This is a genomic window from Haloplanus salinarum (genome assembly GCF_009762275.1).
GTDB classification, from domain to species: domain Archaea; phylum Halobacteriota; class Halobacteria; order Halobacteriales; family Haloferacaceae; genus Haloplanus; species Haloplanus salinarum.
In genome coordinates this window covers 2,437,393-2,460,217 of the sequence record NZ_CP034345.1, presented here as the reverse complement: position 1 = coordinate 2,460,217, position 22,825 = coordinate 2,437,393, and the positions used below count along the sequence as shown (strand labels likewise).

At 69.7% G+C, this 22,825-nt stretch carries 20 protein-coding genes; 8 read left to right on the top strand and 12 right to left on the bottom strand.

The window, feature by feature from the left end:
* Positions 1-8: 8 nt before the first annotated feature.
* From EI982_RS14040 to EI982_RS14030, 3 genes are all read right to left on the bottom strand, one after another.
* Positions 9-671: an HVO_0476 family zinc finger protein gene (locus EI982_RS14040; protein ID WP_157690287.1), complete on the bottom strand. Its 663-nt coding sequence runs from the start codon at positions 669-671 to the stop codon at positions 9-11.
* A gap of 73 nt (positions 672-744) precedes the next feature.
* Entirely contained in the window at positions 745-2,919 is a 2,175-nt protein-coding gene (locus tag EI982_RS14035) for an amino acid permease (RefSeq protein ID WP_157690286.1), read from the bottom strand.
* Positions 2,916-3,371 (bottom strand): NAD-binding protein, encoded by a 456-nt coding sequence (locus EI982_RS14030; protein ID WP_157690285.1) that lies wholly within the window; start codon positions 3,369-3,371, stop codon positions 2,916-2,918. Before EI982_RS14030 ends, EI982_RS14035 begins: the two co-directional genes overlap by 4 nt.
* 224 nt (positions 3,372-3,595) lie before the next feature.
* Here EI982_RS14030 and EI982_RS14025 point away from each other — a divergent pair, with 224 nt between their 5' ends.
* Positions 3,596-4,090: an Lrp/AsnC family transcriptional regulator gene (locus EI982_RS14025; RefSeq protein ID WP_157690284.1), complete on the top strand. Its 495-nt coding sequence runs from the start codon at positions 3,596-3,598 to the stop codon at positions 4,088-4,090.
* Between the two features lie 67 nt (positions 4,091-4,157).
* On the opposite strand, the gene EI982_RS14020 is transcribed toward EI982_RS14025, so the two are convergent.
* Positions 4,158-5,108 (bottom strand): aminopeptidase, encoded by a 951-nt coding sequence (locus EI982_RS14020; RefSeq protein ID WP_157690283.1) that lies wholly within the window; start codon positions 5,106-5,108, stop codon positions 4,158-4,160.
* A gap of 105 nt (positions 5,109-5,213) precedes the next feature.
* Here EI982_RS14020 and EI982_RS14015 point away from each other — a divergent pair, with 105 nt between their 5' ends.
* From EI982_RS14015 to EI982_RS14005, 3 genes are all read left to right on the top strand, one after another.
* Entirely contained in the window at positions 5,214-5,963 is a 750-nt protein-coding gene (locus tag EI982_RS14015; protein WP_157690282.1) for a response regulator, read from the top strand.
* A 49-nt stretch (positions 5,964-6,012) separates the two neighbouring features.
* Positions 6,013-7,032: a type II glyceraldehyde-3-phosphate dehydrogenase gene (locus EI982_RS14010; protein ID WP_157690281.1), complete on the top strand. Its 1,020-nt coding sequence runs from the start codon at positions 6,013-6,015 to the stop codon at positions 7,030-7,032.
* Between the two features lie 71 nt (positions 7,033-7,103).
* Entirely contained in the window at positions 7,104-7,424 is a 321-nt protein-coding gene (locus EI982_RS14005) for a hypothetical protein (RefSeq protein WP_199243642.1), read from the top strand.
* A gap of 13 nt (positions 7,425-7,437) precedes the next feature.
* Here the strand turns inward: EI982_RS14005 and EI982_RS14000 are convergent, their stop codons facing one another.
* Positions 7,438-8,640: a phosphoglycerate kinase gene (locus EI982_RS14000; RefSeq protein ID WP_157690280.1), complete on the bottom strand. Its 1,203-nt coding sequence runs from the start codon at positions 8,638-8,640 to the stop codon at positions 7,438-7,440.
* A gap of 127 nt (positions 8,641-8,767) precedes the next feature.
* Here EI982_RS14000 and EI982_RS13995 point away from each other — a divergent pair, with 127 nt between their 5' ends.
* On the top strand, positions 8,768-9,148 hold the full coding sequence (locus tag EI982_RS13995; protein WP_157690279.1) for an Hsp20/alpha crystallin family protein: 381 nt from the start codon (positions 8,768-8,770) through the stop codon (positions 9,146-9,148).
* Between the two features lie 12 nt (positions 9,149-9,160).
* Here the strand turns inward: EI982_RS13995 and EI982_RS13990 are convergent, their stop codons facing one another.
* The 4 genes from EI982_RS13990 to nucS form a co-directional block, all read right to left on the bottom strand.
* Positions 9,161-10,024 carry an ATP-grasp domain-containing protein gene (locus EI982_RS13990; protein WP_157690278.1) on the bottom strand — a complete coding sequence of 288 codons (864 nt, stop codon included), beginning with the start codon at positions 10,022-10,024 and terminating at the stop codon, positions 9,161-9,163.
* Between the two features lie 42 nt (positions 10,025-10,066).
* Complete coding sequence (locus EI982_RS13985; protein ID WP_157690277.1) at positions 10,067-10,597, bottom strand: 50S ribosomal protein L16; 531 nt, start codon at positions 10,595-10,597, stop codon at positions 10,067-10,069.
* Positions 10,598-10,669: 72 nt separating this feature from the next.
* Positions 10,670-13,363: a phosphoenolpyruvate carboxylase gene (ppc, locus tag EI982_RS13980; RefSeq protein WP_157690276.1), complete on the bottom strand. Its 2,694-nt coding sequence runs from the start codon at positions 13,361-13,363 to the stop codon at positions 10,670-10,672.
* A gap of 100 nt (positions 13,364-13,463) precedes the next feature.
* The gene (gene nucS / locus EI982_RS13975; protein ID WP_157690275.1) at positions 13,464-14,210 is read right to left on the bottom strand and encodes an endonuclease NucS; all 747 of its coding nucleotides are present in this window, start codon (positions 14,208-14,210) and stop codon (positions 13,464-13,466) included.
* 111 nt (positions 14,211-14,321) lie between these two features.
* Here nucS and EI982_RS13970 point away from each other — a divergent pair, with 111 nt between their 5' ends.
* Positions 14,322-15,077: a DICT sensory domain-containing protein gene (locus EI982_RS13970; RefSeq protein WP_157690274.1), complete on the top strand. Its 756-nt coding sequence runs from the start codon at positions 14,322-14,324 to the stop codon at positions 15,075-15,077.
* Positions 15,078-15,198: 121 nt separating this feature from the next.
* On the opposite strand, the gene EI982_RS13965 is transcribed toward EI982_RS13970, so the two are convergent.
* The 3 genes from EI982_RS13965 to EI982_RS13955 all read right to left on the bottom strand — a co-directional run bounded on the left by EI982_RS13965 (position 15,199) and on the right by EI982_RS13955 (position 18,538).
* Positions 15,199-15,783 (bottom strand): response regulator transcription factor, encoded by a 585-nt coding sequence (locus tag EI982_RS13965; RefSeq protein ID WP_157690273.1) that lies wholly within the window; start codon positions 15,781-15,783, stop codon positions 15,199-15,201.
* Positions 15,780-17,255, bottom strand: coding sequence for a DUF7096 domain-containing protein (locus tag EI982_RS13960; RefSeq protein ID WP_157690272.1), 1,476 nt, complete (start codon positions 17,253-17,255; stop codon positions 15,780-15,782). Before EI982_RS13960 ends, EI982_RS13965 begins: the two co-directional genes overlap by 4 nt.
* 122 nt (positions 17,256-17,377) lie before the next feature.
* Positions 17,378-18,538 carry a helix-turn-helix transcriptional regulator gene (locus EI982_RS13955; protein ID WP_157690271.1) on the bottom strand — a complete coding sequence of 387 codons (1,161 nt, stop codon included), beginning with the start codon at positions 18,536-18,538 and terminating at the stop codon, positions 17,378-17,380.
* A 169-nt stretch (positions 18,539-18,707) separates the two neighbouring features.
* On the opposite strand from EI982_RS13955, the gene thiD reads away from it, so the two are divergent.
* Both thiD and mutS read left to right on the top strand, forming a co-directional pair.
* Positions 18,708-20,087, top strand: a complete 1,380-nt coding sequence (gene thiD, locus EI982_RS13950) for a bifunctional hydroxymethylpyrimidine kinase/phosphomethylpyrimidine kinase (protein WP_157690270.1) — start codon at positions 18,708-18,710, stop codon at positions 20,085-20,087.
* A 47-nt stretch (positions 20,088-20,134) separates the two neighbouring features.
* Entirely contained in the window at positions 20,135-22,762 is a 2,628-nt protein-coding gene (mutS, locus tag EI982_RS13945) for a DNA mismatch repair protein MutS (protein WP_157690269.1), read from the top strand.
* The last annotated feature ends 63 nt before the right edge of the window (positions 22,763-22,825 follow it).

Sequence of the window (22,825 nt, the reverse complement as noted above, 5' to 3'; positions counted from 1 at the left end):
CCCGCCCGTCACCACGCCGACCACGCGGCGGAGGTGACGTCACGGCCGTACACCCGCTTCGTGTCCTTCGCGAACACGGAGTCGCCGTCGTGGTCGAGTTTCTCGAAGCGGTACTCGGGGGCGTCGTCACGCACCTGGACGCCGGTGATCTCGAACTCCTCGTCGCCGAACGCCGCCGTCTCGCCGACGACGAACTCGTGATCGCCGGGCACCGAGACGGTGACGCTTCGGGAGTCGTCACGCCGCCCGTCGTTCGGGTGGACGGTCACGTTGACGCGGACGTTGTCGACGGCGCGGGTCCACAGCGTCGCGACGTCCTCGACCGTCGCCTCCTCGGCGCGGGTGTCGCCGCCGACTTCGATCGAGGTGATCCGCACCTGCATGATCGCCTCGGCCGTGTCGACGACGAACTCGTCGCCCACGGCGACCGTATCGGCGGGTGGCGCGTCGACGGTCGTCGACAGCGACTCGTCGTCCTGTGAGACGATCACGTCGAGTTCGACCTCGCGGGGCGGGTCGTACCGCTCCTTGTGGACGTGGTCGCAGGCCGTACACCGGACGGTGACGTGACCGCCGGGTTTCAACACCTCGTGGACGGTCGGTTCCGTCGTCGAACAGGAGGGACAGGCGAGTGCGACGCGGTCACCCGCGTCGGGGCCGGGATGGCTCATGGCTCGACGTAGCCGGTCAGGCGGTAAAAATCCGCCCTTCCGACGACGGCCGTCGACGTGCCCGCCGACGGGATCAGAAGACGAACCGTTCGAGCAGCCGTCGGGCGAACGGCGGTCGGCGGTCCGCCTGCGGGTAGACGGTGACGGTCGTACAGCCCGGACTCGGGACCGTCGGCCGGTCGTCGAACAGGGCGTTCCGGAGCCGGTGGTCGGCGCCGGTGCGCACGAGCAGGTCCGGGGACGCGAGGTTCCCGCCGTCGGTGCGGAGCGTCTCGGAGCGGACGGGGACCGACAGCAGCGACGACAGCTCGGACTGGTAGTCGTCCATCGTGCGGCTGTGTCGGTCCGTCCCCCCGTCGTCGGGGTACCAGAGCGAGATCCGACCGTCGTTCGCGGTGGCGACGGCGTCGGCCAGCGCCACGGCCCGCGAGTCGTACGGCCCGCCGTCCCCGGAGAGGGCGACGTGGGTCGGGGCGTCGTAGCCGACGTTGTCGACGAGGAACACGTCACAGGACGCGTGCCGGACGACCCAGTCGACGGGGTCGCCGAGCAGCCGTGATCGGAGGCGGAGCGGTTCGTGTTCGGCGAGGATCGCGTCCATGCCGTGGTGATCGGCGAAGTTGACGACGGCGTGTTTGGTGTCGTGGCTGACCACCTCGTCGGCCTCGACCGCGACGTCGAACTCCGCGCCGAGGGCTTCGACCCGGGCCTCGAAGGTGCGATCGGCCGCCGACTGGACGGTGGCGTTCTCGGTGAGCGGGGCCTGGTCGGGGATCTCCTCGAACCGAACGACGACCACGCGCCCGTCGTGTGGCCGGACGACGTCCGCCGCCAGCGCGACGAGGGAGCGTTCCCGCTCCGCGCCGACGGCCTTCGTCAGCGCGACGAGCACCTCGTGGGTGTCCTCGGTGGCGGCGGACTCGACATCGGCGAGCGCGTTCCGTCCGACCTGTCGCCGGATCGCGTCCGTCGCGACGCCCTCGCGGCGCACCCGCGGGCGGACGTAGACGAAGTACCAGACGACGCTCCCGACCGTGATCACGAGGGCGCCGAGGAGCGCGACGGCTCCCATCTGTGTCAACAGGAGCACGCCCGTGATGGCGCCGAAGATCTGCATCCAGGGGTACAGCGGCGACGTGAACTCGGGGTCGTAGTCGGCGTTCCCCTCGCGGAAGGCGACGACCGCGACGTTGATCAGGGCGAAGACGATGATCTGGAAGGCGCTCGCCAGTTTCGCGATCTCGAGTATCGGGACGAAGGCGATGAGCGCGAGCAACACCACACCCGTGAGCGTGATCGAGGTGACCGGCGTCCCGAACCGGTCGCTGACGCCCGAGAGCGACGGCGGCGCCAACTTGTCCCGGCTCATCGCGAAGGGGTACCGCGACGAGGAGAGGATGCCGGCGTTGGCCGTCGAGACGAGCGCGAGGATGGCCGCGAGGATGACGGCGACGACACCCGCCTCGCCGAGGGTCACCTCGGCGGCGACGGCCACCGGCGTCAGCGACCCGGCGACGCTTCCGGGGTCGGTGATCCCGACGAGGACGGCGACGATGGCCACGTACAGGACGGTCGTGAACGCGAGCGACCCGAGGATGCCGAGCGGGATGTTCCGGCCGGGATCCTCGACCTCCTCGGCGATGCTCGCCACCTTGGTGACGCCGGCGTAGGAGACGAACACGAGACCGGTCGCGGCCAACAGACCCCCGAACCCGGAGCCGAAGAAGTCCACGTAGTTGGCCGACTGTACGGCCGGAGCGCTTCCGGCGGCGAACCAGCCGAGCGCCGCCAGCATGACGACGACGATGGCGACCTGGAGGCGGCCGGTCTGTTTCGCGCCGACGAGGTTCACCAGGATCAGGACCGCCGCCAGTCCGAGTGCGACCGGTTTCAGCGGCAGGTCGAACAGCAGGAGCAGGTAGGGGACGCCGCCGACGAGCGCGAGCGCACCCTTGAACGAGAGCGAGAACCAGGTGCCGACGCCGGCGACGGTGCCGAGCAGCGGGCCCATGCCGCGCTCGATGTAGATGTAGGTCCCGCCCGCCTCGGGCATCGCGGTGGCCATCTCCGATTTCGAGAGTGCGGCCGGAACCACCAGCAGTCCCGCGAGCAGGTACGCGAGGACGACGGCGGGGCCGGCGATTTCGAGCGCGAGCGCGGGCAGAATGAAGATGCCGCTGCCGATCATCGCGCCGATGCTGATCGCGAGGACCGACGGGAGGCCGAGGTCGCGTTCGAGTTCCTTCATGCGTTTTCGCGTACCGGTCGCGTCAGTTCGTCCACGAGGGCGGTCGAGAGGGCGGTCGACACACAGAACGGATCGTGGCCGGCGGCGGCGACGACGTCGTGACGGTCGGGGTCGTTCACCCGGACGACGACGTCGGCGACGCCGAAGTGAGTCCGGACGAGTTGGGCGAGGAGGAGGTTTCGTTCGTCCCGGGGTGTCGCGACGATCACCGTCGAGCCGTCGCCGATATCGGCCGCCGCCAACTGCTGGAGATCCGTCGGATCGCCGCGGACGACACGGTGGTCGGCCGCACCGTCGGACCCCTCGTCGACGGCCGTGACGAGGTGCCCGTCCGCGTGGAGGGAGCGGGCGATGGCTGCGGCGACGGGACCGCCCCCGAGGACACAGAAGTCGACCCCGGAGCCGTCGTCGGTCGTTTCGTCGGTCGAACGTCGGAGTGAGCGTATTTTCATGGGCTCGTGGCTGGCAGGCGTCGGTCGTCGCAGCGACGTGGTCACATCCCAATTATATCACGGAACCACATAAACTAGCCGGTCTAATCAACGATCCGTCAAAATAGTTCGTCAATATTCCCGATACCGTTACCGGGCTGCGGAGGAGGTGGCCACGGACGAGGCCGTCGCCGTCGGCCGGTGTGACGGACACGCATAAGTCGCGGTGACGAGAGGGAACAGTCATGAAAGACGGGGAACTGGATGCCATCGATCGCTCCATCCTCTACTATCTCCAGCAGGACGCCCGGCGGACGTCGTCGAGCGACATCGCGGAGAAACTCGACCTGTCCCCGAGCACCGTGCGGACGCGACTCGGTAAACTGGAGGAGAGCGGGATCATTCGAGGGTATCACATCGACATCGACTACGACCTGGCGGGGTACCCACTGTACACGAAGATCATCTGTACGGCGCCGGTAACGGAGCGGGACACGCTCGCGAACGCGGCCCGGAAGGTCAACGGGGTCACGGCCGTCCGCGAGATCATGACCGGCAAGCGGAACGTGTACGTCAACGCCATCGGAAAGACCCACGACGACCTCAACCGGATCGCCGGCGAACTCGACGAACTCGGCCTCGAAATCGTCGACGAACAGATCATCCGCGACGAGTACGTCTGCCCCTACCACGGGTTCCTCGACGGCGAGGAAACCCTGGACGAGGACGCCGAACCCTGACGGCGGGCGACGGTCTCAGCCCCCTACTCGACCGTCGGAAGTTCCGCTTCCGTCCCACCTCGCGGTTTCACCGCTCGGTTTCCGGGAGGTCTACGACCTCCCCGTCCGCGTACACCGTCGGCTCCCGAAGGATTCCGTCGAGGTGAAGCGGTGCCTCGACGTCGCCACCGATGCTCGCGTCGTCGCCGATGGCGACGTGGACGGTCCCCGCGGCCTTCTCGTCCAGGAGGACGGAGCCGACGAGGTCGGTCACGCCGACGTTGGTACCGATGCCGAGTTCCGCGAGGTTGGCGGCGTCCCGGCCGACCTGCTCGCGGCCCGCTTCGACTTGCTCCCGGACGGCGTCGTCGGAGATGTGAGTGACGTAGCCGTCCTCGACCTCGAACCGGATCGGCTCCTCGATCAGCCCGTGGGGCATCATCGTCCCGTCGACGACGTAGGTCCCCGCGGCCGTCTCGGGGCTGACGAACACCTCGCCGGCCGGCAGGTTCGAGAAGTCGCCGCCCTCGTGGACCATCCCGGTGTCGGTGAGCCACTCCCGGTCGCCGGGTTCGACCGTGAGGTCGGTGCCGGCGGGCGTGGTCACCCTGATCTCGTCGGCGTCCGCGACGCGGGCGTGTACCTCCCGGCAGTGCCGGGCGATGGCCGCGTAGTCGGCGTCCAGGCCCGCGATCATCACGTCCTCGGTGATCCCCGGAAGGGTCGCGACGCGGGCGCCGGCGTCGGCCGCGTGCTTCCGGGCCCGGGTGTGGCTCAGGCTCTTCGTCGTCGGTGCGAGCACCACGTCCGCGTCGGCCATCGCCGCCGCCACCGGGGCGGGCGGTTCGGTGCCGTGTTGCTCGCCCGGCGGGTACCGGAGGACGACCGCGTCGTCGGTCACGTCGCGGGCGACTTCGTAGAGGGTGTCGCCGATGTGGCGGCGCTCGTCGTCGGTGACGACGGCACAGGACTCGCCGGCCTCCAGGGCCATGCACTGGTGGACCGCCGTCTCGGCGGCCTCTCGGAGCGCGTCGGACATGGGAGAACGGACGCACGCGGCGGGGTTATCCCTTGCCCTCCGCCCGCGTGAGAGCGGGGGGACGGAGGACAAAAGCACTATTCGCTCCCGGACCATACCACGAGTATGGTCGACCCGATCCGCGTGCTCCACGTCGACGACGATCCGGAGTTCGTGGAAATGACGGCGACGTTCCTCGAACGGGCCGACGAGCGGATCACGGTCGAAACGGCGACGGCCGTCGACGAGGCACTCGCCCAACTCGACGGGGCGGACGTGGACTGTATCGTCTCCGATTACGACATGCCCGGCCGGAACGGCATCGAGTTTCTGGAGACCGTCCGCACGGGACGGCCGAAGCTCCCCTTCGTCCTCTTCACGGGCCGTGGCTCGGAGGAAATCGCGAGTCGAGCCATCTCCGCCGGCGTCACCGAGTACCTCCAGAAGGGAGGCGGCACCGACCAGTACACCGTTCTCGCCAACCGGATCGAGAACAGCGTCCGGGCGTTCCGCGCCGAGACGGCGGTGAGCCGCACCGAGGAGCGGTACCACAACCTGGTCGATACGGCCCCCATCCCGATCATCGTCTTCGACCGCGACGGCGTGTTGGTCTACTCGAACGACGCCGCCGTCGACTTCCTCAACGCCGACACGCACGCGGGCCTGGAGGGATCGACGTTCACCGACTTCCTCCACCCGGAGGACCGAGAACACGCGAGCGAGCGGTTCGAGCGCCTCATGGAGGAGGGGATTCCGCTGCCGGAAGTCGAGTTCCGACTCAGGGCGGTCGACGGGGAGATCAAGCCCGCGACCGTCGCGACCGCTCCCGGGTACTACCGCGGCGAGAAAGTCGCACAGGCGATGGCCTACCGGTGACCCGCCGCGGCTCGAAACGATTATTGCCGTCGCTACGCGACTCCGCGCTATGACACAGGTCGGCGTCAACGGCTACGGAACCATCGGCAAGCGCGTCGCGGACGCGGTGACGGCACAGCCGGACATGGAACTCGTCGGCGTCGCCAAGACGCGGCCGAACTTCGAAGCGGAGGCGGCCGCGCGCAAGGGGTACCCCCTCTACGCGGCCGTCCCGGAGCGCGCCGACCGGTTCGGCGAGGCGGGACTCGACCTCGCCGGCGAAGTCGAGGACTTGGTCGACGCCGCGGACGTCGTCGTCGACTGTACGCCCTCCGGCGTCGGCGCCGAGAACCGCTCGCTCTACCGCGACCACGACACCCCGGCCGTCTTCCAGGGCGGCGAGGACGCGGACGTGGCCGAGGTGAGCTTCAACGCCCGCGCCAACTACGCCGAGGCCGTCGGCGCCGACTCCGCGCGCGTGGTCTCCTGTAACACGACGGGGCTATCCCGCATCCTCGCCCCGCTGGAGGAGGCCTACGGCGTCGGGAAGGCACGTGTCACGTTGGTCCGTCGCGGGGGCGACCCCGGACAGACCGGCCGCGGACCGATCGACGACATCCTCCCCGACCCGGTGACCATCCCCTCCCACCACGGACCGGACGTGAACACCGTCTTCCCCGACCTCGACATCGACACGCTCGGGATGAAGGTGCCGGCGACGCTGATGCACACCCACAGCGTCAACGTCACGCTGGAGAGCGAGGCCGACGCCGCCGCGGTCCGTGAGCTGTTCGCCGACGAGTCCCGACTGTTCCTGATCCCCGAATCGGCCGACATCGACGGCTCGGGCAAGCTCAAGGAGTTCGCGAACGACGCCGGCCGGCCCCGTGGCGACCTCTGGGAGAACTGCATCTGGGCGGAGTCGATCACCGTCGAGGGCCGCGACCTCTACCTCTTCCAGGCGATCCACCAGGAGAGCGACGTGGTGCCCGAGAACGTCGACGCGGTCCGGGCGCTCACCGGCGGCGCCGACGCCGCGGAGAGCAGGGCGACCACCGAGGACGCGATGGGCGTCGGCATCGACTACTGATCCGGGGCGAAGGTCGTGCCGTCGGTCACGACGGCGTGACTTTTGCCGTTCGGGTGTCTAGTCGTGGGAACATGAAACGAAAGAAGTCCATCCGTCAGGGGAAGCTAGTAGTCGTCGGCCTGCTGTTGTTGTTCGTGCCGGTGTTGATACTCGTCGCGACGCTCGCGTTCCTCCTGGTCGCGGAGGGCCTCGTTCTCGGCGAGCTGTCGGTCGTCGAACTGCTGGAACTCTACGTGATCGAACTGCTCCTCACGGCCGTCGGCGCGTACCTCCTCTTTCGGTTGCTGGGGTACTCGATCGATGCGCACCTTCCCGGCGCACGCGAGGAGACGGGCGTGGACGGGGCAGTCGATGAGGAAGCGGCCGACGAGAAACCCGTCGAAGTAGAGTGACGGGAGCGGGAAATCAGTCGTCCCGTGACAGCGCCTCGACGCCGGGAAGCGACTGCCCGGTGAGCGCCCGCACGTAGGCGCCGCCGGCGATGGAGACGTGAGAGAAGTAGTCCTCGTCGAGGCCGTAGAGTTCGATCGCACGGGAGGTGTCGCCACCGCCGATGACGGAAAAGCAGTCCGTCGAGGCGATGGATTCGAGGATGCCGACGGTGCCGTCGGCGAAGCGTTCGTCCTCGAACACGCCGAGGGCGCCTTTCACGAAGACGGCCGCGGAGTCCTCGATGACCTCGCCGTAGTCGCCAACGGTGGTCGCTCCCACGTCGAGCAGCGGTTGGGTCTTCTCGACGCCCTCCACGGGAACCTCCGCCCGTTCCTCGTCGCGTTCGTACGCCAAGTCGACGGGGAGACGGATGCGATCGGCCCGCTCGGCGAGGAGCTCGCGGATGCGGTCCTCGTTGTCCGCCCACTGGTGGTCGTAGAGTTCGCCGTCGCCCACGTCGTAGCCCACGTCGTAGCCGGCCGCCCGGAGGAAGAGTTCGCCGACGATGCCGCCGAGCAGGTAGTTGTCGACCCCCTCGTCGAGGGCCGACATCACGTCGATGACGTCGGTGGCCTTCGCGCCGCCGAGCACCATCGTCACTGGGCCGTCGAACTCCCGGTTGGCGATGCTGGTGTTGGCCTCGTACTCCGCCTCCATGACGCGTCCGGCGTAGGCGGGGAGGTGGCGCGGGAAGCCGACGAGCGAGGCGTGCGAGCGGTGGGCCGCCGAGTAGGCGTCGTTCACGTAACAGTCGAACTCGGGGGCGAGCGATCGGACGAACTCGCTGTCGGCGTGTTCCGTGGGGGATCTCTCCGGGAGTTCGTCCTCGCACATCCGCACGTTCTCGAGCAGGAGCACTTCGCCGGCGCCAAGGTCGCGGATGGCCGCGACGGCCGCCTCGCCGTGGACGTCGTCGACGAATGCGACGGGTGTCTCGACGTACTCGGCGAGGAGGTCCGCGTGCTGGTCGAGCGAGACGAAGGAGTCCCGGCCCGGTCGGCCCTGGTGGGCTATGACGACGACACGATGTCCGGCCTCGACGAGTTCCCGCACGGTCCGGGCGTGGCGTGCGAACCGCCGATTGTCCTTGACGATGCCGTCCTCGACCGGCGAGTTGAGATCCAAGCGGACGAGGACGCGTTTCCCGGACCCGATATCGTCGAGCGTCTTGAACATGTGCCTCGTCTCGTGGATGGCAGGTCGAGTATTTCAAACGGGCGATTCCGCCCGAACGAGCGTGTGAAATCCCCCCGTGGGTACCGGCGACGGAAAGTTTTTGACCGGGAGCGGTCTACGGTCGTCCATGAGAGGCGACGACCGCGACGACCCGTTCGGCGACATCTTCGACGAGATCGAACGGATGATGAACGAGATGACGGGAACGGGAGGCGCCGTCGGCGATGGCTCCGGGTTCTCCTCCGAGACCCACGTCGACGTCTACGACGAGTCGGGGCAGGTGCGGCTCGTCGCCGACCTCCCTGGGGTCGAGAAGGAGGGGATCGAGCTGAAGTGTGACGGCAAGACCCTCACCATCAGCGCCGCGTCTCCACACCGCGAGTACGACGAGCGCGTCCGCCTTCCCGCCCGCGTCGACGAGCACTCCGCCTCGGCCACCTTCAACAACGGCATCCTCGAGGTCACCATGGACAAGCTCGGCGACTCCGCCGCCATCGACGTCGAGTAGCGCGGTCCCGCGTTACGCCTCCGCGGTCCGCCGGATCAACGCCGCCAGCCGATCGTAGAACTCCGGGACGTACTTCGTCGCCGCGTCGACCGTCGGTCGCGCGTTCGTCTCCGCGACGACCGCCCGGTCGTCGGTCACCAGCAGGTCCACGCCCAGATAGTGGACGTCGAGCGCGTCGGCCGCCCGCTCGGCCAGCCGCCGGAGGGCCGGATCGAGGTCCACCCCAGCCGCCTCGGCCCCCCGGTGGACGTTGTGTTTCCACCGCCCCGCCGCCCGGTCGGTCTCGGGGAGTCGCCGCTCCACCGCCCCCGCGTACGCTCCGTCGACGACCATCACCCGGTAGTCGCGGGCGTCGGGGAGGTACTCCTGGAGGAGGAAGGTCTTGTCGCCGGTGGCGCGGTAGTCGTGGACCAGATCCAGGTAGTCGATCACGCCGAGCAGCGAGTCGAGGTCCGTCGCCTTCGTCACGCCCGTCCCGCGGGTCGTGGAGTTGGGCTTGACGACGACCGGCCACGACAGGTCGGCGGCGGCGTCGGCGACGGCCTCGGCGTCGACGGGACTCGAGACCATCGTCGTCTCGGGGACGGGGAGGCCCGCCGCGCCGAGCGTCGCGAGGACGCCGCCCTTGTTCCGCGAGGTGTGGACCGCCTCGCGGCCGTTCACCCACGCGAGGTCGTGGAGCGCCGACAGGGCGGCGCCAGCCTGGGTGCGCGAGGGGAAGACGAAGCCGACGTCGAACCGCTCGTCCGGGGGCGCCGAGAGGTCGATCGTCCGCCCCTCCGCGGGGAGGTGTGCGACCTCGATACCCCGGTCGGCGAGCGGGTCGCACAGCCGGTCGAAGGTCTCGGCGCGGGTCGTCACCGCGAGGCGGAGCATACCCTCAGTGACGGTGGCGCGGAGAAAAGTCCGAGGGTCGGATCAGGCGACCAGCAGTTTCTCGCCCTTCTCGACGACGATGCGGCAGGGGGGCGAGATCTTGTTGTACGAGCGGCGGAACGCGTCCTTCACCGTGGCGGCGTCCTCGGGGTCGCAGTAACAGGTGAAGACGGTCTCGTTCGCTTGGATGCGGGCGGCGGTGCCGACCGGCTTGCCGAACGCCTGTCGCATCCCGTCGGAGACACGGTCCGCGCCCGCGCCCGTCGCCTGCTTGTTCTCGCGGATGACGTGGTGGGGGAACTTCCGGAGCACCATCTTGTAGTTCTCCTGGCCGACCTCCTTCAGGAGACGGCGGTTGGCCGACAGCCGGGAGGCTTCGAGCGCGCCGTGGCGGATCTGACACTCCTCCTCGACTTCGAGGCTGATGTGGACCGGGTAGTCGTCGGGGTCGGTCTGGAGGTTACCCATGTTGTGCTGTGCGATCTTGGAGCCCGGGATGCCCGTGATGTACTCGCGTCGCGTGTACGGGCGCTTGCTGAGTTCCCGGTACATGGAGGCCGGTTTGTCCGTCATGATTACTTGTCGTAGCCGAGGCCGAGGCGGCGAATAAAGCCTTCGATGCCGTACGACGCCGGCAACGGGCGCCTATCCGGTGCTCTTCATCCCCGCGGCGATCCCCTTGACCGTCAGGCGGAGCGTCCGCTCCTCGGAGGGGGTGCGGTCGTCGCGGGCGAGCAGTCGCGTCTGCAGCAGGTTCAGCGGATCGACGTAGGGGTTGCGCCGATCGAGGCTCTTCCGGAGCCACTCCTCGCGCACCAGGTCGTCGCGGTCCGAGACCGTCAGGGCGAGCTCGACCGCGCGCTCGTACTCCCCGCTGATGCGCGGGAAGAAGCGGTCGCGCAACTCGGCGGGCGCCAGTCCCGCGTACACTTCCGCGATCTCCATGTCCGTCCGCGCCATCGACTGGGCGGCGTTGTCGAGGGTGGTCTTGAAGAACGGCCAGCGGTCGTACATCCGCCGGAGCGTCTCCATCGATCCGCCATCGTCGAGATAGGCGTCGATACCGGTCGCGAGGCCGTACCACCCGGGGATGATACACCGGGACTGCGTCCACGAGAACACCCACGGGATGGCCCGAAGGTCCTCGACGGTCCGGTCGCCGGAGCGCGAGGCCGGCCGCGACCCGAGATTGAGGTCCTCGATGACCGTGATGGGGGTCGCCGTCTCGAAGTAGGGAATGAACCCCTCGGTTTCGAGGAGGTCCTTGTAGGCCTCCCTGGCGGCCGTAGCCATCGTCTCCATCGCCTCGGTCCACGCGTCGGGGGTCTCCTTGGCCGGCCCGTCCATCGACTGGTGACGGGCGCGCATCTGGGCGTCGAGCATCCGTTCGAGGTTCCGCTCGGCGATCCGTGGGTTGCCGTACTTCTCGGCGATGGCCTCGCCCTGTTCGGTGAACTTGATCTCGCCGGTGACCGTCTCGACGGGCAGGGCGAGCATCGCCTCGTGCATCGGGCCGCCGCCGCGGGAGATGGAGCCACCGCGCCCGTGGAACAGGCGCATCTGCACGTCGAACTCGTCGGTGATGCGGGCGAGACGCCGCTGGTTCCGGTAGAGGTCCCAGTTGGCCGCCAGGAAGCCGTTCTCCTTGTTCGAGTCCGAGTAGCCGAGCATGATCTCCTGGGTGTCGCCCCGACAGTCGAGCGCCGCGGCGTACGCCTCGTTCTCGAACAGCGTGCCCATGATACGCCGGGCGCCCTCGAGGGCGCTCTCGGTCTCCAGCAGTGGCACCACGTCGAGGCCGCTGTACTCCGGGAGGTCGACCACGTCGGCCTGGTCCGCCAGGAACAGCACCTCGAGGACGTGACTCGGCTCCTCGGTCATGCTGATGCAGTAGGTGTCGATGGCGTCGGCGCCGTACTCCCGCTGCCAGCGCCGGAGCGCCTCGAACCGCCGGCAGACACGTTCGGTCGTGTCGCTCACGTCGCCCGGGTCGCCGAGGTCGACCACGTCGGCGTCCTGGAGGATGGCCTCGGTGAGCACCTCGACTCGGCCGTCCTCGTCGCGGTCGTGGTAGTCGATACCCTCGCCGGCAAGCAACTCGCCGACCGCCTCGGTGTGGTTCTGCTGGTGGTCGCGCAGATCCAGGCTCGCGAGCGAGAACCCGAAGGTGTCCACCTTCCGGATCAGCGGCGCGACGTAGGCGTCGGCGATGGATTCGGCGTCGTTCAGCCGTAGGCTCGCGTCGATGGCTTCGAGGTCGTCGACCAGTTCGTCGGCGTCGGCGTAGCCGCCGGGGCGCACGTCGCCGACGCGTTCGAGTCGCTCGCGCATCAGCTTCAGCTTCTGGCGGTAAAACTCGTGGGCGTACCGCTCCTCGGCTTCGGCGGCGACGGTCGGGAGCCGGTCGCGGTCGGCGACGAGCGACTCCTCGAACCGCTCGCCGGGCGTGATCCAGGCGGCGTCCTGGCTGAGAACCCCCGAGAGCCGCTTCAGCTCGTCGCGGTAATTCGAGAGGACGACGGAGCGCTGGCGGTCGAGCGTCTCGCTCGTCACGTCGACGGTCACCGAGGGGTTGCCGTCGCGGTCGCTCCCCGCCCACGACCGGAACTCGAAGAGTTTGGGCACGTCCACCTCCGGATACGACTCACCGAGGGTGTCCTCGAGTTCGGCGTACACGTCGCCGACGACGTCGAAGAGGGTGTTCTCGAGGTACCACTGGACGTTCCGTGCCTCGTCTTCGGGTTCGGGCGCCCGGTCGCGGACCTGCGGGGTCTGCCACAGGCTCGTCACTTCCGCCTCCAGCCGGTCCCAGGACTGTCGGCGCTCGGCGTCGGTCAGCCGGCGCTCGTCGAGTTCTTCGATCAGGGTCGTGATCGTCCGGAGTTTCGCCTTGATCGTCTTCCGGTGGGCCTCGGTCGGGTGTGCGGTGAAGGTGGGTTGGATGAGCACGTCGTCGAGCAGCCGCTGGACCGTCTCGGCGTCGGCCTCCGCTTCGACGAGCGCGGCGACCGTCGCACGCTGGCTGTCCGTCAGTCCACCCTCCTGGGAACTGCGACGGATGGCGCGTACCCGTTCGCGCTCCTCCGCGAGGTTGATGAGCTCGAAATACGCCGTGAACGCCCGTGCGGCCGCCCCTTCGAGGTCGGAGTCGAGCGAGCCGAGCGTCGTCCGCAGCGGCTCGCGCGACGGCAGGCTCCCGTCGCGGTAGTCGATGGCCGCGGTGCGGAGCTCCTCGACCGCTTCGAACGCCTGCGTGGAGGACTGTGCCTCCAGCACGTCGCCGAGGAGTTCGCCCAGTTCCCGGACGTCCTGTCGGACGGTTCGGTGGTGGAGATCCATCGACAGTTGGTTCCGTGACCACGTACATTAAACGCCGGGATGGTGCAGGGTTGACGGCGCTGTCGTCGTATCGTGGCGGTCGTTCGTGTCGGTGCTCGGGCTACGACGTCGCGTCGTCGGGCGGGCGACCGGTCGCCGGATCGAGCGCGACGAACTCCAGCCCGTCGCGTTCCAGTAGCGACGCCGCCCGGTCGGTCACGGAGGGCGCGACGAGGACGCCGCGGATCGACGCCTCGTCGCCGAACTCGCGTTCGAGCGCGTCGACGTAGCGGCGGAGCTGACCGACGGCGTCCGGCCCCACCCGCCGGCGCTTCAACTCGACGGCCACCGGCCGCCCCGCCGCGTCTTCGCCGAAGACGTCGACGGGGCCGGCGTCGGTCTCGCGTTCCGTCGCCAGCGGCTCGAACCCGGGGTCGATCCGCTCGGGGTTGGCGACGACGTGTTCCTTGAGGTCGGCCTCGCTCCCCTGCAAGTCGAGTTCGTCGGGGTCGGTCACGTCGTAGGCGGCGAGGTGGTGGACCCGATCGAACCGGACGTCGAGGAGTTCCTCGGGCGATCGGCGGACGCTCCGCACGCGCAGTCCGCCGTCCCGAACGCTCGCGAAGTGGTCACAGCCCGGCGGTTGCCAGTTGACCGGCGTCCGTCCCTCGTCGGTGTGGACGAGCGCCGAGCCGTCGGGTTTGAGCAAGAGAAGTCGGTCACCGGGGCCGAGGCTGCTCGACGCGCGGCCGTCGTATTCGACGGTACACCGCCCGAAGACGGTGATCAGGTCGCCGCGACGGAAGGCGTCCTCGAGGTGGGTGAGCGCGTCCCGGTGGGCGGGGCGGTGGAGCGTGGTGACCGTCATCCGTCGCCGGCCGTACGCCGTCGCCGTACAAAAGGAGCGCGTCGGGGGCACGGCCACGGATCGGTGTACGGGATAAAAGCACAAATAGCGCCCGCCCGTCTACGGGGACGAATGGGGCTGTTCGAACTCATCGCGGCGGTCGAAGCGGAGGAAAAGACGCTGACGGTGTTCAACCCGGAAGCGGGCGTAGCGACCGCGCTCCGCGAACACTTCGCCGACCGCAACCTCACCATCGAACGGACCGAGAGCGACGCGGGGCCCCACAACTACGCGGTGTTGAGCCGCGACGACGACTTCCTCGCCGCCATCGACGTGAGCGACGTCCTCGGGACGACGGGCGGTGTCACCCCGGAGTTCTCCCGGGAGACCTACGAGACGGTCCTCGACGAACTCGACGAGACGCTGTTTACCTCCTACGACACCGAGCGGATGGTGGCGGCCTCGAAGGAGATCGAGGACCGCGCCTGGCGCGGCGCGAGCGGCGAACTCCACGCCGGGTTCCAGACCTGCGCCCGATTCGCCTCGCAGGCCGACGTGTACACACACCTGGCCGAGCGGGGTGACCTCTCGATCCACGTCTACGCACATCCCGAGGGCCGCGAGGACGTGGGCGACGTCGGGGGGGCGAACCTCCATCTCTCGACGGCGACGGAGATCCACGACTCGTGGTTCGTCGCCTACGACGGCGGCGGCGTCGACGCCACGAAGTGTGCGCTCCTGGCCGAGGAACGGCTCCCGGGCTCGTTCTACGGCTTCTGGGCGTACGATCCGGAGACCGTCGACGCGATCATCGACCACCTCCGGGCCACCTACGTGGCTCCCGAAGCCGACGGCACCGCGCCCGACGGCGGGTGCGGCGGGACCTGAGGCCGACCGATCGACGGCCCCGGAAGCGGCGGGCTCCCGCCGCCGGGAGAAACACGATATCGTACGCCATGGCCGGTAAGTCGGCCGACGAACCGAAAACGCGGACGGTCGCCGCGGGAGGTTACGGGTCGACGGAGAAGTCGTCCCGTCCGCCGTCGGCGAGCGCGCGGTTCAGGTACGGGTCGTCCAGTGGGCGGTAGTCGATCCGCGAGGCGAGACGCGACAGTTCGGCTTCGAAGGCGCTGTAGATGGGATCGGCTTGGAGAACCGACTGCGACTCCGATTCGAGCAGAGCCACCCGCTTCGAGAGCTTCTCGACGTACCGGTCGACCGTCTCGGGGAGCGACTCGCGACGGAACAACGACTCGACCATGTCCCCGAACTCGTCGCGGGACACCGGCTTGGTGAGGTAGGCGTCGATGTCGAGGTCGACGATATCGACGTCCGGCGTCGCCGCCGTCACGAACGCGACCCGCGGACCCGCGGGGTCGTCACGGAGGGCGTCGAGCACCTCGTCGCCGGACACGCGGGGCATATGTCGGTCGAGGACCGCCACGTCGACGTCGCCCTCGTCGCAGTGGGCGAGCGCCGCCGCGCCGCAGCCCGCGCGGACGACCTCCGCGTCGATGTCGCCGAGCCACGTCGCATAGAGGTCCAACAGCGCGGGTTCGTCGTCAGCGATCAGCACGCACGGCGCGTCGGTCATCGGTTGCCCCCGGCGTTGCCGTTGCCGCCCGAGCCGCCCGAGCCGCCCGAACCACCCGAGCCGCCCGAGCCACCCGAGCCACCCGAACCGCCCGAGCCACCCGAACCGCCCGAGCCACCCGAGTCGCCCGAACCACCCGAGCCGCCCGAGCCGCCACCGGCACTGTCACCATCGTCGGATCCGCCCGAACCGCCACCGGCACTGTCACCATCGTCGGATCCGCCCGAACCGCCACCGGCACTGTCACCATCGTCGGATCCGCCCGAACCGCCCGAGTTCCCGTTGCCACCGGCACTGTCATCGTCGTCGGAGCCGCCGGCATCACCGGAGCTGTCGTCGTCCGAGCCGTCCGAGTCGTCCGAGCTGTCCGAGTTGCCCGAACGGCCGTCACCGTTTCCCGAGTCGTCCGAGTTGCCCGAACGGCCGTCACCGTTTCCCGAGTCGTCCGAGTTGCCCGAACGGCCGTCACCGTTTCCCGAGTCGTCCGAGTTGCCCGAACGGCCGTCACCGTTTCCCGAGTCGTCCGAGTTGCCCGAACGGCCGTCACCGTTTCCCGAGTCGTCCGAGTTGCCCGAACGGCCGTCACCGTTTCCCGAGTCGTCCTCCCGGCCGTTGCCGTTCCCGGCCTCGTCCGGGGGACCGGAGTCATCGTCGTTGCCCGCCTCGTCGGGAGAGCCTGCACCGTTGCCGTTGCCCTCGTCGTCTTCGTCGTCCTCGTCGTCCTCGTCGTCCTCGTCGTCTTCGTCGTCCTCGTCGTCACCCTGTGCGGGCTCCGGCAACTCGCCCGGGCCGCGCTCGGGACCGACCCCCCGACCGGGGTTCTCGCCGGCGATGTCGCGGGCCATCTCGGCGACCTCCGGACCCTGCATTTCGTCGGCGTTCTCCCGCAGTCGGTCGAGTTCGGTCCGCTCCACGCCGGAGGATTCGAGCGCTTCGTCGGGAAGCTCGTTCGACACCTCGGAGTTCGCCTCGATCCGGGTCTGGAGCGAGCGCACCTGGGCACTGATCACGGCCATCCGGGAACGGAACTCACCGGTCGAAATCTCCCCGGATCGGTGCCGCTCGCGGAGGCGATCCTGGCGTTCGCGAAGGTCGGCGAGTCGGTCGCGGATCCGGTTGACGTCCGACGCGACCACCGCCGCCTTCGAGTCGTTGGATTCGGCTCGCGCGACGCGGATAGCCAGCGACCGTTCGCCGATCTCTCCCTCGATTTCGGCGCCCTGAACGCCGATGACGCCGGCGAGTCGCTCCCCCGGCGCGACGGACGCGTTGTCGGTCCCCGCGGCTCCGCCGGTCGTCGTTTCGTTGTCGGTCCCCGCGTCGGTCGTCTGTGGCGACACCTCGTCGGTCGCCGTGTCGGGGGCTGCGGGCGAATCGGGCGCCCCCAGCGCCGACGCCGGCGCCGCCACCGAGCCGACGACGGCGACGAGGGCGAGTGCGAACACGACGACGTTCGGAACGTCCCTGCTCATCTTGTCCTTCGCTACGTGACTAGGGTGGATAAACTACGACGAACCTGAAGCACCGTTAACTCGGATTAAACCGTGTTTAGGTCGAGCCTGAACGGCGTCACGTCCCCCGGGGGATGCGTAGATCACTCCTCGTCCGGGAGTTTCAGGACGTTCTCCCGGCCGAGGCGGAAGCCTTCGAGCGATCCGTCGTCCCGCAGGTCGCGGACGATCTGGCTCGTCCGGGCCTCGGTCCAGTCGAACGCCTCGACGATTTCCTGTTGTTTGACCCGGCCACCCTGCTCTCTGACGAACTGGAGGACGCGCTCCTCGTTGCTCAGGAGGTCCTCCCGCTCCGACTCGGGGGCGGCTCCGGCGGCTCCGGCGGCGGCTCCGACGGCGTCGCTCCCGTCGGCGGCGTCGACGTCAACCGCGGGGCCGGACGCACCGTCACGGAGCCGGTCGCGGTAGCGCCACGCGACCCCGCCGACGAGCGCGACCAACAGCCCGAGACCGAGCAAGGGGAGGGGGCCGGGGCCGCCGTCCGGCGCGGCGGTCGACGGGCCGCCGTCGCCGCCCGCCCCGTCGCCGCCCGCGGCGGTCGGGGTGGCCGTGGCGGCCGCCGATGTCTCCGGAGCGGGTTCGAGGACGATGATCGGCTCCCCGGAGACGAAGCTCGTCTCGGCGCCGCGCCAGACGACGGCGTTGGTCCGCCGCTCGTCGGGCTCCGGCGTCACCCGGGCGGTGGTGTACTCCGCGGGCCACTCCACGACGAGGCGGGTCCGCTCGTCCAGGAAGAGCCCCTCGATGGCGTCCCCGACCCGGAGGGTGTCGCCATCCACGGCGGCGAAGCCGTCCCACTGGAAGGTGTAGGCGACGACGCCGTACTGCGGAGGGGTCCGCGTCTCGGCGCTCACCGCGAAGCCGCTCGCGTTCATCTCGCGACCGGTCGAGTTCTCGGCCGCGGACACCGTCGAACGCATCCGCGACGCGAACCGGTCGGAGTAGTTCGCGGGGTTCGCCCGGATGTCCTCCTGGAGCGACTCGAAGGCGGCGGTCGTGTTCTCGTCGTCGAGGCGGGTCCAGTACTGGACGGTCCAGGTCGCGGAGCCGTTCGGCGCGACCCCGACGATCAGTCGGACCGAATCGGTGTCGACTCCCTGCTGGAAGGTCGGCCCCGGAGCCATCTGGGCCGGCGGCGTCGACCGTTCCGTGGACGCGAGTACACCGATCCCCGGAACGGCCGCGACGACGAGCAGCGCGACGGCGACGACGGTAATGACCCGACCGGACGAGCGCTCCCACATCTGCGTGTGCCTGCGTTTCCCCCGGGCATAGATAGGTCTTGTCGCTTCGGTCGAGAGCCACGGCGTCCATCATCGATAAATATCAGCTCGTAATAGTCGACACCATGGCACCGACACTCGGTACGGAGCCGCTTCGGGAGCATCCGGCGAGCACGCACGGAGGGAACCGATGACGCGCCGTCGCGCGCCCGTCTCGTCGCCGGTCGCGCTCACCGTCGCCGGGAGCGACTCGGGCGGCGGCGCGGGCATCCAGGCGGACCTGAAAACCATGGAGGCCCACGGCGTCTTCGCCACCTCGGTCGTCACCGCGGTGACGGCCCAGAACACCCTCGGCGTCGAGCGCTCGCACGTCCTGCCCGTCGCGGAGATCGACGCCCAGTACGACGCCGTCGCCACGGACTTCGACCTCGGGGCGGTGAAGACGGGGATGCTGGCGACCGAACCGGTGATCGACCTGGTGGCCGAGCGGGTGGCCGACGCCGACGCGCCGGCGGTCGTCGACCCGGTGATGGTCGCCGCGAGCGGCGACCGCCTGCTCGATCCGGACGCCGAGGCGGCCTACGAGTCGCTGATCGGCGAGGCGACACTCGTCACGCCGAACGCCGACGAGGCGGCGGTGCTGACGGGCGTCGAGCCGACGGATCGCGAGCGCGTCCGCGAGGCCGGCGAGGAACTGGTGTCGATGGGCGCCGACGCGGCGCTCGTGAAAGGCGGGCACGTCGGCGACGGCGGGACGGTGACGGACACGCTCGTCAGCACGCTCCCGGACGGGGAGCCGACGGTTCGGCGGTTCGAACACCCGCGGATCGACACCGACGCCACCCACGGCTCGGGCTGTACGCTGTCGAGTGCGGTCGCCGCGCACCTCGCCCACGGCGAGACGCTCGGCTACGCCGTCGAGGCGGCGACGGCGTTCATGGAGCGAGCGGTCCGGTACGGCCTCGATGTGGGCGAGGGACCGGGATCGGTCCACCACCTCGCCGCGCTCCGCGAGGCGGCCGACCGCCACCGGACGATTACGGACGTGGCGGAAGTCGTCGAGGCCTTCGTCGACCGGGACGTCTCGCGGCTCGTCCCGGAGGTGGGCATGAACGTCGTTGGGGCTACGGAGTACGCCGAGCGGGTCGGCGAGACGGCCGCCGTCGAGGGGCGGATCACGCGCACGCTCTCGGGCGCCGCGCCGAACCGCGGCGTCAGGCTCGGCGCGTCGAGTCACGTCGCCCGGTTCCTGCTGGCGGCCCGCGAGTTCGACCCCGATCTCCGCTTTGCCGTCAACTGCCGGTTCGACGACGAAATCGAGGCGGCGACGGGCGAGCTGGACGGGCCGGTGACTGAGTACGACCGCGACGCCGAACCCGCGGACGCGAGCGGGACGATGGGCTGGGGCGCCCGGCGGGCGTTCGGCACCGTCGACGCCGACGAACCGACACCGGTCGCCGTCCTCGACCGGGGTGCCGTCGGCAAAGAGGCCATCGTGAAGGTCGTCGCCGAGACGCCCGAACGGCTGGGCGAGCGCGTGTTCACGCTGCTGGACGCCGTCGACGCGTAGCGCCCCGGACCCACAGCGTTTTACCCGACGACGGCCCGGGTGGGAGTATGACCGCCGATGGTATCGTCGGGGAGTTCCTCGCCCTGAAGGCGGAGACCGACGCCGACCTGCTGGCGATGCAGTGTGGCGACTTCTACGAGTTCTTCGCGGAGGACGCGGAGTTCGTCGGGGACGAACTCGACCTGAAAGTCTCGGAGAAGTCCTCGCACGGCTCGACGTATCCGATGGCGGGAGTGCCGGTCGACGACCTCACGCCCTACCTGAAGGCGCTCGTCGAGCGTGGCTACCGCGTCGCCGTCGCCGACCAGTACGAGACCGATGACGGCCACGCCCGCGAGATAACGCGGGTCGTCACCCCCGGAACGCTGCTGGAGACGACGGATCCCACCGCTCGGTTCCTGGCGGCCGTCGTCGCCGTCGACGGCCGCTACGGGCTCGCGCTCGCTGACGTGACGACGGGCGAGTTCCTCGTGACGACGACGGACGCGGCCGCGGAGGTGCGTGCCGAACTCCACCGGTTCGACCCCGCGGAGGTGTTGCCGGGGCCGACCGTCCGCGACGACGACTCCCTCCCGAACGGGGTGGGGACCGACGCCCCGGTGATCGAGTACGACGACGCGGCGTTCGCCCCGGGGCGGGCCGACCGGCGACTGCGCGAGCACTTCGGGGAGGGCGTCCTCGACAGCGTCGGCCTGACGGATCGGGCGGGCGTCGCCGCCGCGGGCGCCGTCCTCGCGTACGTCGACGAGACGGGGGTGGGCGTCCTCGACGCGCTGACGCGGCTGGGAACCTACGACACCGGCGACCACCTCGACCTGGACGCGACGACACAGCGCAACCTCGAACTCACGGAGACGATGCACGGGGAGCGCGAGGGGTCGCTCCTGGCGACGGTCGATCACACGGTCACGAGCGCCGGCGGGCGTCGCCTCCGGGAGTGGCTCACCCGGCCCCGGCGCGACCGGGACGTGATCGACAGACGGCTCGACAGCGTGGCGGCGTTCGCCGAGGCGGCGCTCGCCCGTGACCGGGTTCGGGAGGTGCTGGACGACGCCTACGACCTCGAACGCCTGGCGGCGCGGGCGACGAGCGGGAGCGCGGACGCGACGGACCTGCTCTCGATCCGGGACACCCTCGATACCCTCCCCGCGCTCGCCGACGCAGTCGCGGACTCCCGGCTCGCGGAGTCGCCGCTGCCGGGGATCGTCGATCGCCCGGATCGGGAGACTGCGGCGTCGCTCCGGGCGGAACTCGACGCCGCGCTCGCGCCCGACCCGCCGGGGACGGTCACCGAGGGCGGCCTCTTTCGCCGCGGCTACGACGACGAACTCGACGACCTGATCGACCGGTACGAGGAGGCCCGAGGATGGCTCGACGGTCTCGCCGACCGCGAGAAGGCCCGGACCGGGATCACCCACCTGCAGGTCGACCGCAACAAGACCGACGGCTACTACATCCAGGTGGGGAACTCGGAAACCGATGCCGTCCCCGAGGAGTATCGGGAGATCAAGACGCTCAAGAACTCGAAGCGGTACACCACCGACGAGTTGGCCGAGCGGGAACGCGAGGTGTTGCGACTGGAGGAGGCCCGCGGCGACCTAGAGTACGAACTCTTCGGCGAACTCCGCGACCGGGTGGCGGGCCACGCCGAACTCCTGCAGGACGTGGGGCGGATGCTGGCGACGGTGGACGCCCTCGCCTCGCTCGCGACCCACGCGGCGAGCCAGGACTGGACGCGCCCCGAGGTGGTCGAACCCGGGCCGCTCGTCGTCGAGGCCGGCCGCCACCCGGTCGTCGAGACGACGACCGACTTCGTCCCCAACGACCTCCACCTCGATTCGGACCGCGGGTTCCTGCTCGTCACCGGGCCGAACATGAGCGGCAAGTCGACGTACATGCGCCAGGCGGCGCTGATCGTCCTGCTGGCGCAGGCGGGGAGTTTCGTCCCCGCGCGGACCGCGACGGTGGGCGTCGTCGACGGCATCTACACCCGCGTCGGCGCCCTCGACGAACTCGCGGGCGGCCGGTCGACCTTCATGGTCGAGATGGAGGAGTTGAGCAACATCCTCCACTCGGCGACCGAGGAGTCGCTGGTCGTCCTCGACGAGGTGGGCCGTGGGACGGCGACCTACGACGGCATCTCCATCGCGTGGGCGACGACGGAGTATATCCACAACGAGGTGGGCTGTAAGTGCCTCTTCGCCACCCACTACCACGAACTGACGGCGCTCGCCGACCACCTCCCGCGGGTCGAGAACGTCCACGTCGCCGTCGCGGGCGACGACGACGAGGACGGCGACATCACGTTCCTCCGGACGGTCGAGGAGGGGCCGACCGACCGGAGCTACGGCGTCCACGTCGCGGAACTGGCGGGCGTGCCCGCTCCGGTCGTCGACCGATCCCGGGACGTGCTCGACCGCCTGCGCGAGGACCGGGCCATCGAGGCCCGCGGGGCCGGGACGGGCGACGGGGGGACCACGCAGGCCGTCTTCGACCTCGGATCCGGCGACTTCCGGACCGACGGGACGGCGGCGGCGGACGACGCGGCGACGCTCGATCCGACCACTGAGACGGTCCTCGCGGAACTGCGGGAGACGAGCGTCGCGGAGACGTCGCCGGTCGACCTCATGACGCGGGTCCGCGAGTGGCAGGACCGACTCGACGACGGCGACTGACGGGGCGGAACGGACGCCCGGCGGTGACGGCCGCCACGGGCCACTGCCCAGCCAGTTGTGACG

Excerpts from the sequence above, each read along its gene's own strand:
- mutS (WP_157690269.1), top strand. The coding sequence starts at position 20,135 with ATGACCGCCGATGGTATCGTCGGGGAGTTCCTCGCCCTGAAGGCGGAG.
- EI982_RS13970 (WP_157690274.1), top strand. The coding sequence starts at position 14,322 with ATGGGGCTGTTCGAACTCATCGCGGCGGTCGAAGCGGAGGAAAAGACG.
- nucS (WP_157690275.1), bottom strand. The coding sequence starts at position 14,210 with ATGACGGTCACCACGCTCCACCGCCCCGCCCACCGGGACGCGCTCACC.
- EI982_RS14040 (WP_157690287.1), bottom strand. The coding sequence starts at position 671 with ATGAGCCATCCCGGCCCCGACGCGGGTGACCGCGTCGCACTCGCCTGT.
- EI982_RS13960 (WP_157690272.1), bottom strand. The coding sequence starts at position 17,255 with ATGAGCAGGGACGTTCCGAACGTCGTCGTGTTCGCACTCGCCCTCGTC.
- EI982_RS14005 (WP_199243642.1), top strand. The coding sequence starts at position 7,104 with ATGAAACGAAAGAAGTCCATCCGTCAGGGGAAGCTAGTAGTCGTCGGC.
- EI982_RS14010 (WP_157690281.1), top strand. The coding sequence starts at position 6,013 with ATGACACAGGTCGGCGTCAACGGCTACGGAACCATCGGCAAGCGCGTC.
- EI982_RS13955 (WP_157690271.1), bottom strand. The coding sequence starts at position 18,538 with ATGTGGGAGCGCTCGTCCGGTCGGGTCATTACCGTCGTCGCCGTCGCG.
- EI982_RS13985 (WP_157690277.1), bottom strand. The coding sequence starts at position 10,597 with ATGACGGACAAACCGGCCTCCATGTACCGGGAACTCAGCAAGCGCCCG.
- EI982_RS13995 (WP_157690279.1), top strand. The coding sequence starts at position 8,768 with ATGAGAGGCGACGACCGCGACGACCCGTTCGGCGACATCTTCGACGAG.
- thiD (WP_157690270.1), top strand. The coding sequence starts at position 18,708 with ATGACGCGCCGTCGCGCGCCCGTCTCGTCGCCGGTCGCGCTCACCGTC.
- EI982_RS13990 (WP_157690278.1), bottom strand. The coding sequence starts at position 10,024 with ATGCTCCGCCTCGCGGTGACGACCCGCGCCGAGACCTTCGACCGGCTG.
- EI982_RS14015 (WP_157690282.1), top strand. The coding sequence starts at position 5,214 with ATGGTCGACCCGATCCGCGTGCTCCACGTCGACGACGATCCGGAGTTC.
- EI982_RS14025 (WP_157690284.1), top strand. The coding sequence starts at position 3,596 with ATGAAAGACGGGGAACTGGATGCCATCGATCGCTCCATCCTCTACTAT.
- EI982_RS14030 (WP_157690285.1), bottom strand. The coding sequence starts at position 3,371 with ATGAAAATACGCTCACTCCGACGTTCGACCGACGAAACGACCGACGAC.
- EI982_RS13965 (WP_157690273.1), bottom strand. The coding sequence starts at position 15,783 with ATGACCGACGCGCCGTGCGTGCTGATCGCTGACGACGAACCCGCGCTG.
- EI982_RS14035 (WP_157690286.1), bottom strand. The coding sequence starts at position 2,919 with ATGAAGGAACTCGAACGCGACCTCGGCCTCCCGTCGGTCCTCGCGATC.
- EI982_RS14020 (WP_157690283.1), bottom strand. The coding sequence starts at position 5,108 with ATGTCCGACGCGCTCCGAGAGGCCGCCGAGACGGCGGTCCACCAGTGC.
- EI982_RS14000 (WP_157690280.1), bottom strand. The coding sequence starts at position 8,640 with ATGTTCAAGACGCTCGACGATATCGGGTCCGGGAAACGCGTCCTCGTC.
- ppc (WP_157690276.1), bottom strand. The coding sequence starts at position 13,363 with ATGGATCTCCACCACCGAACCGTCCGACAGGACGTCCGGGAACTGGGC.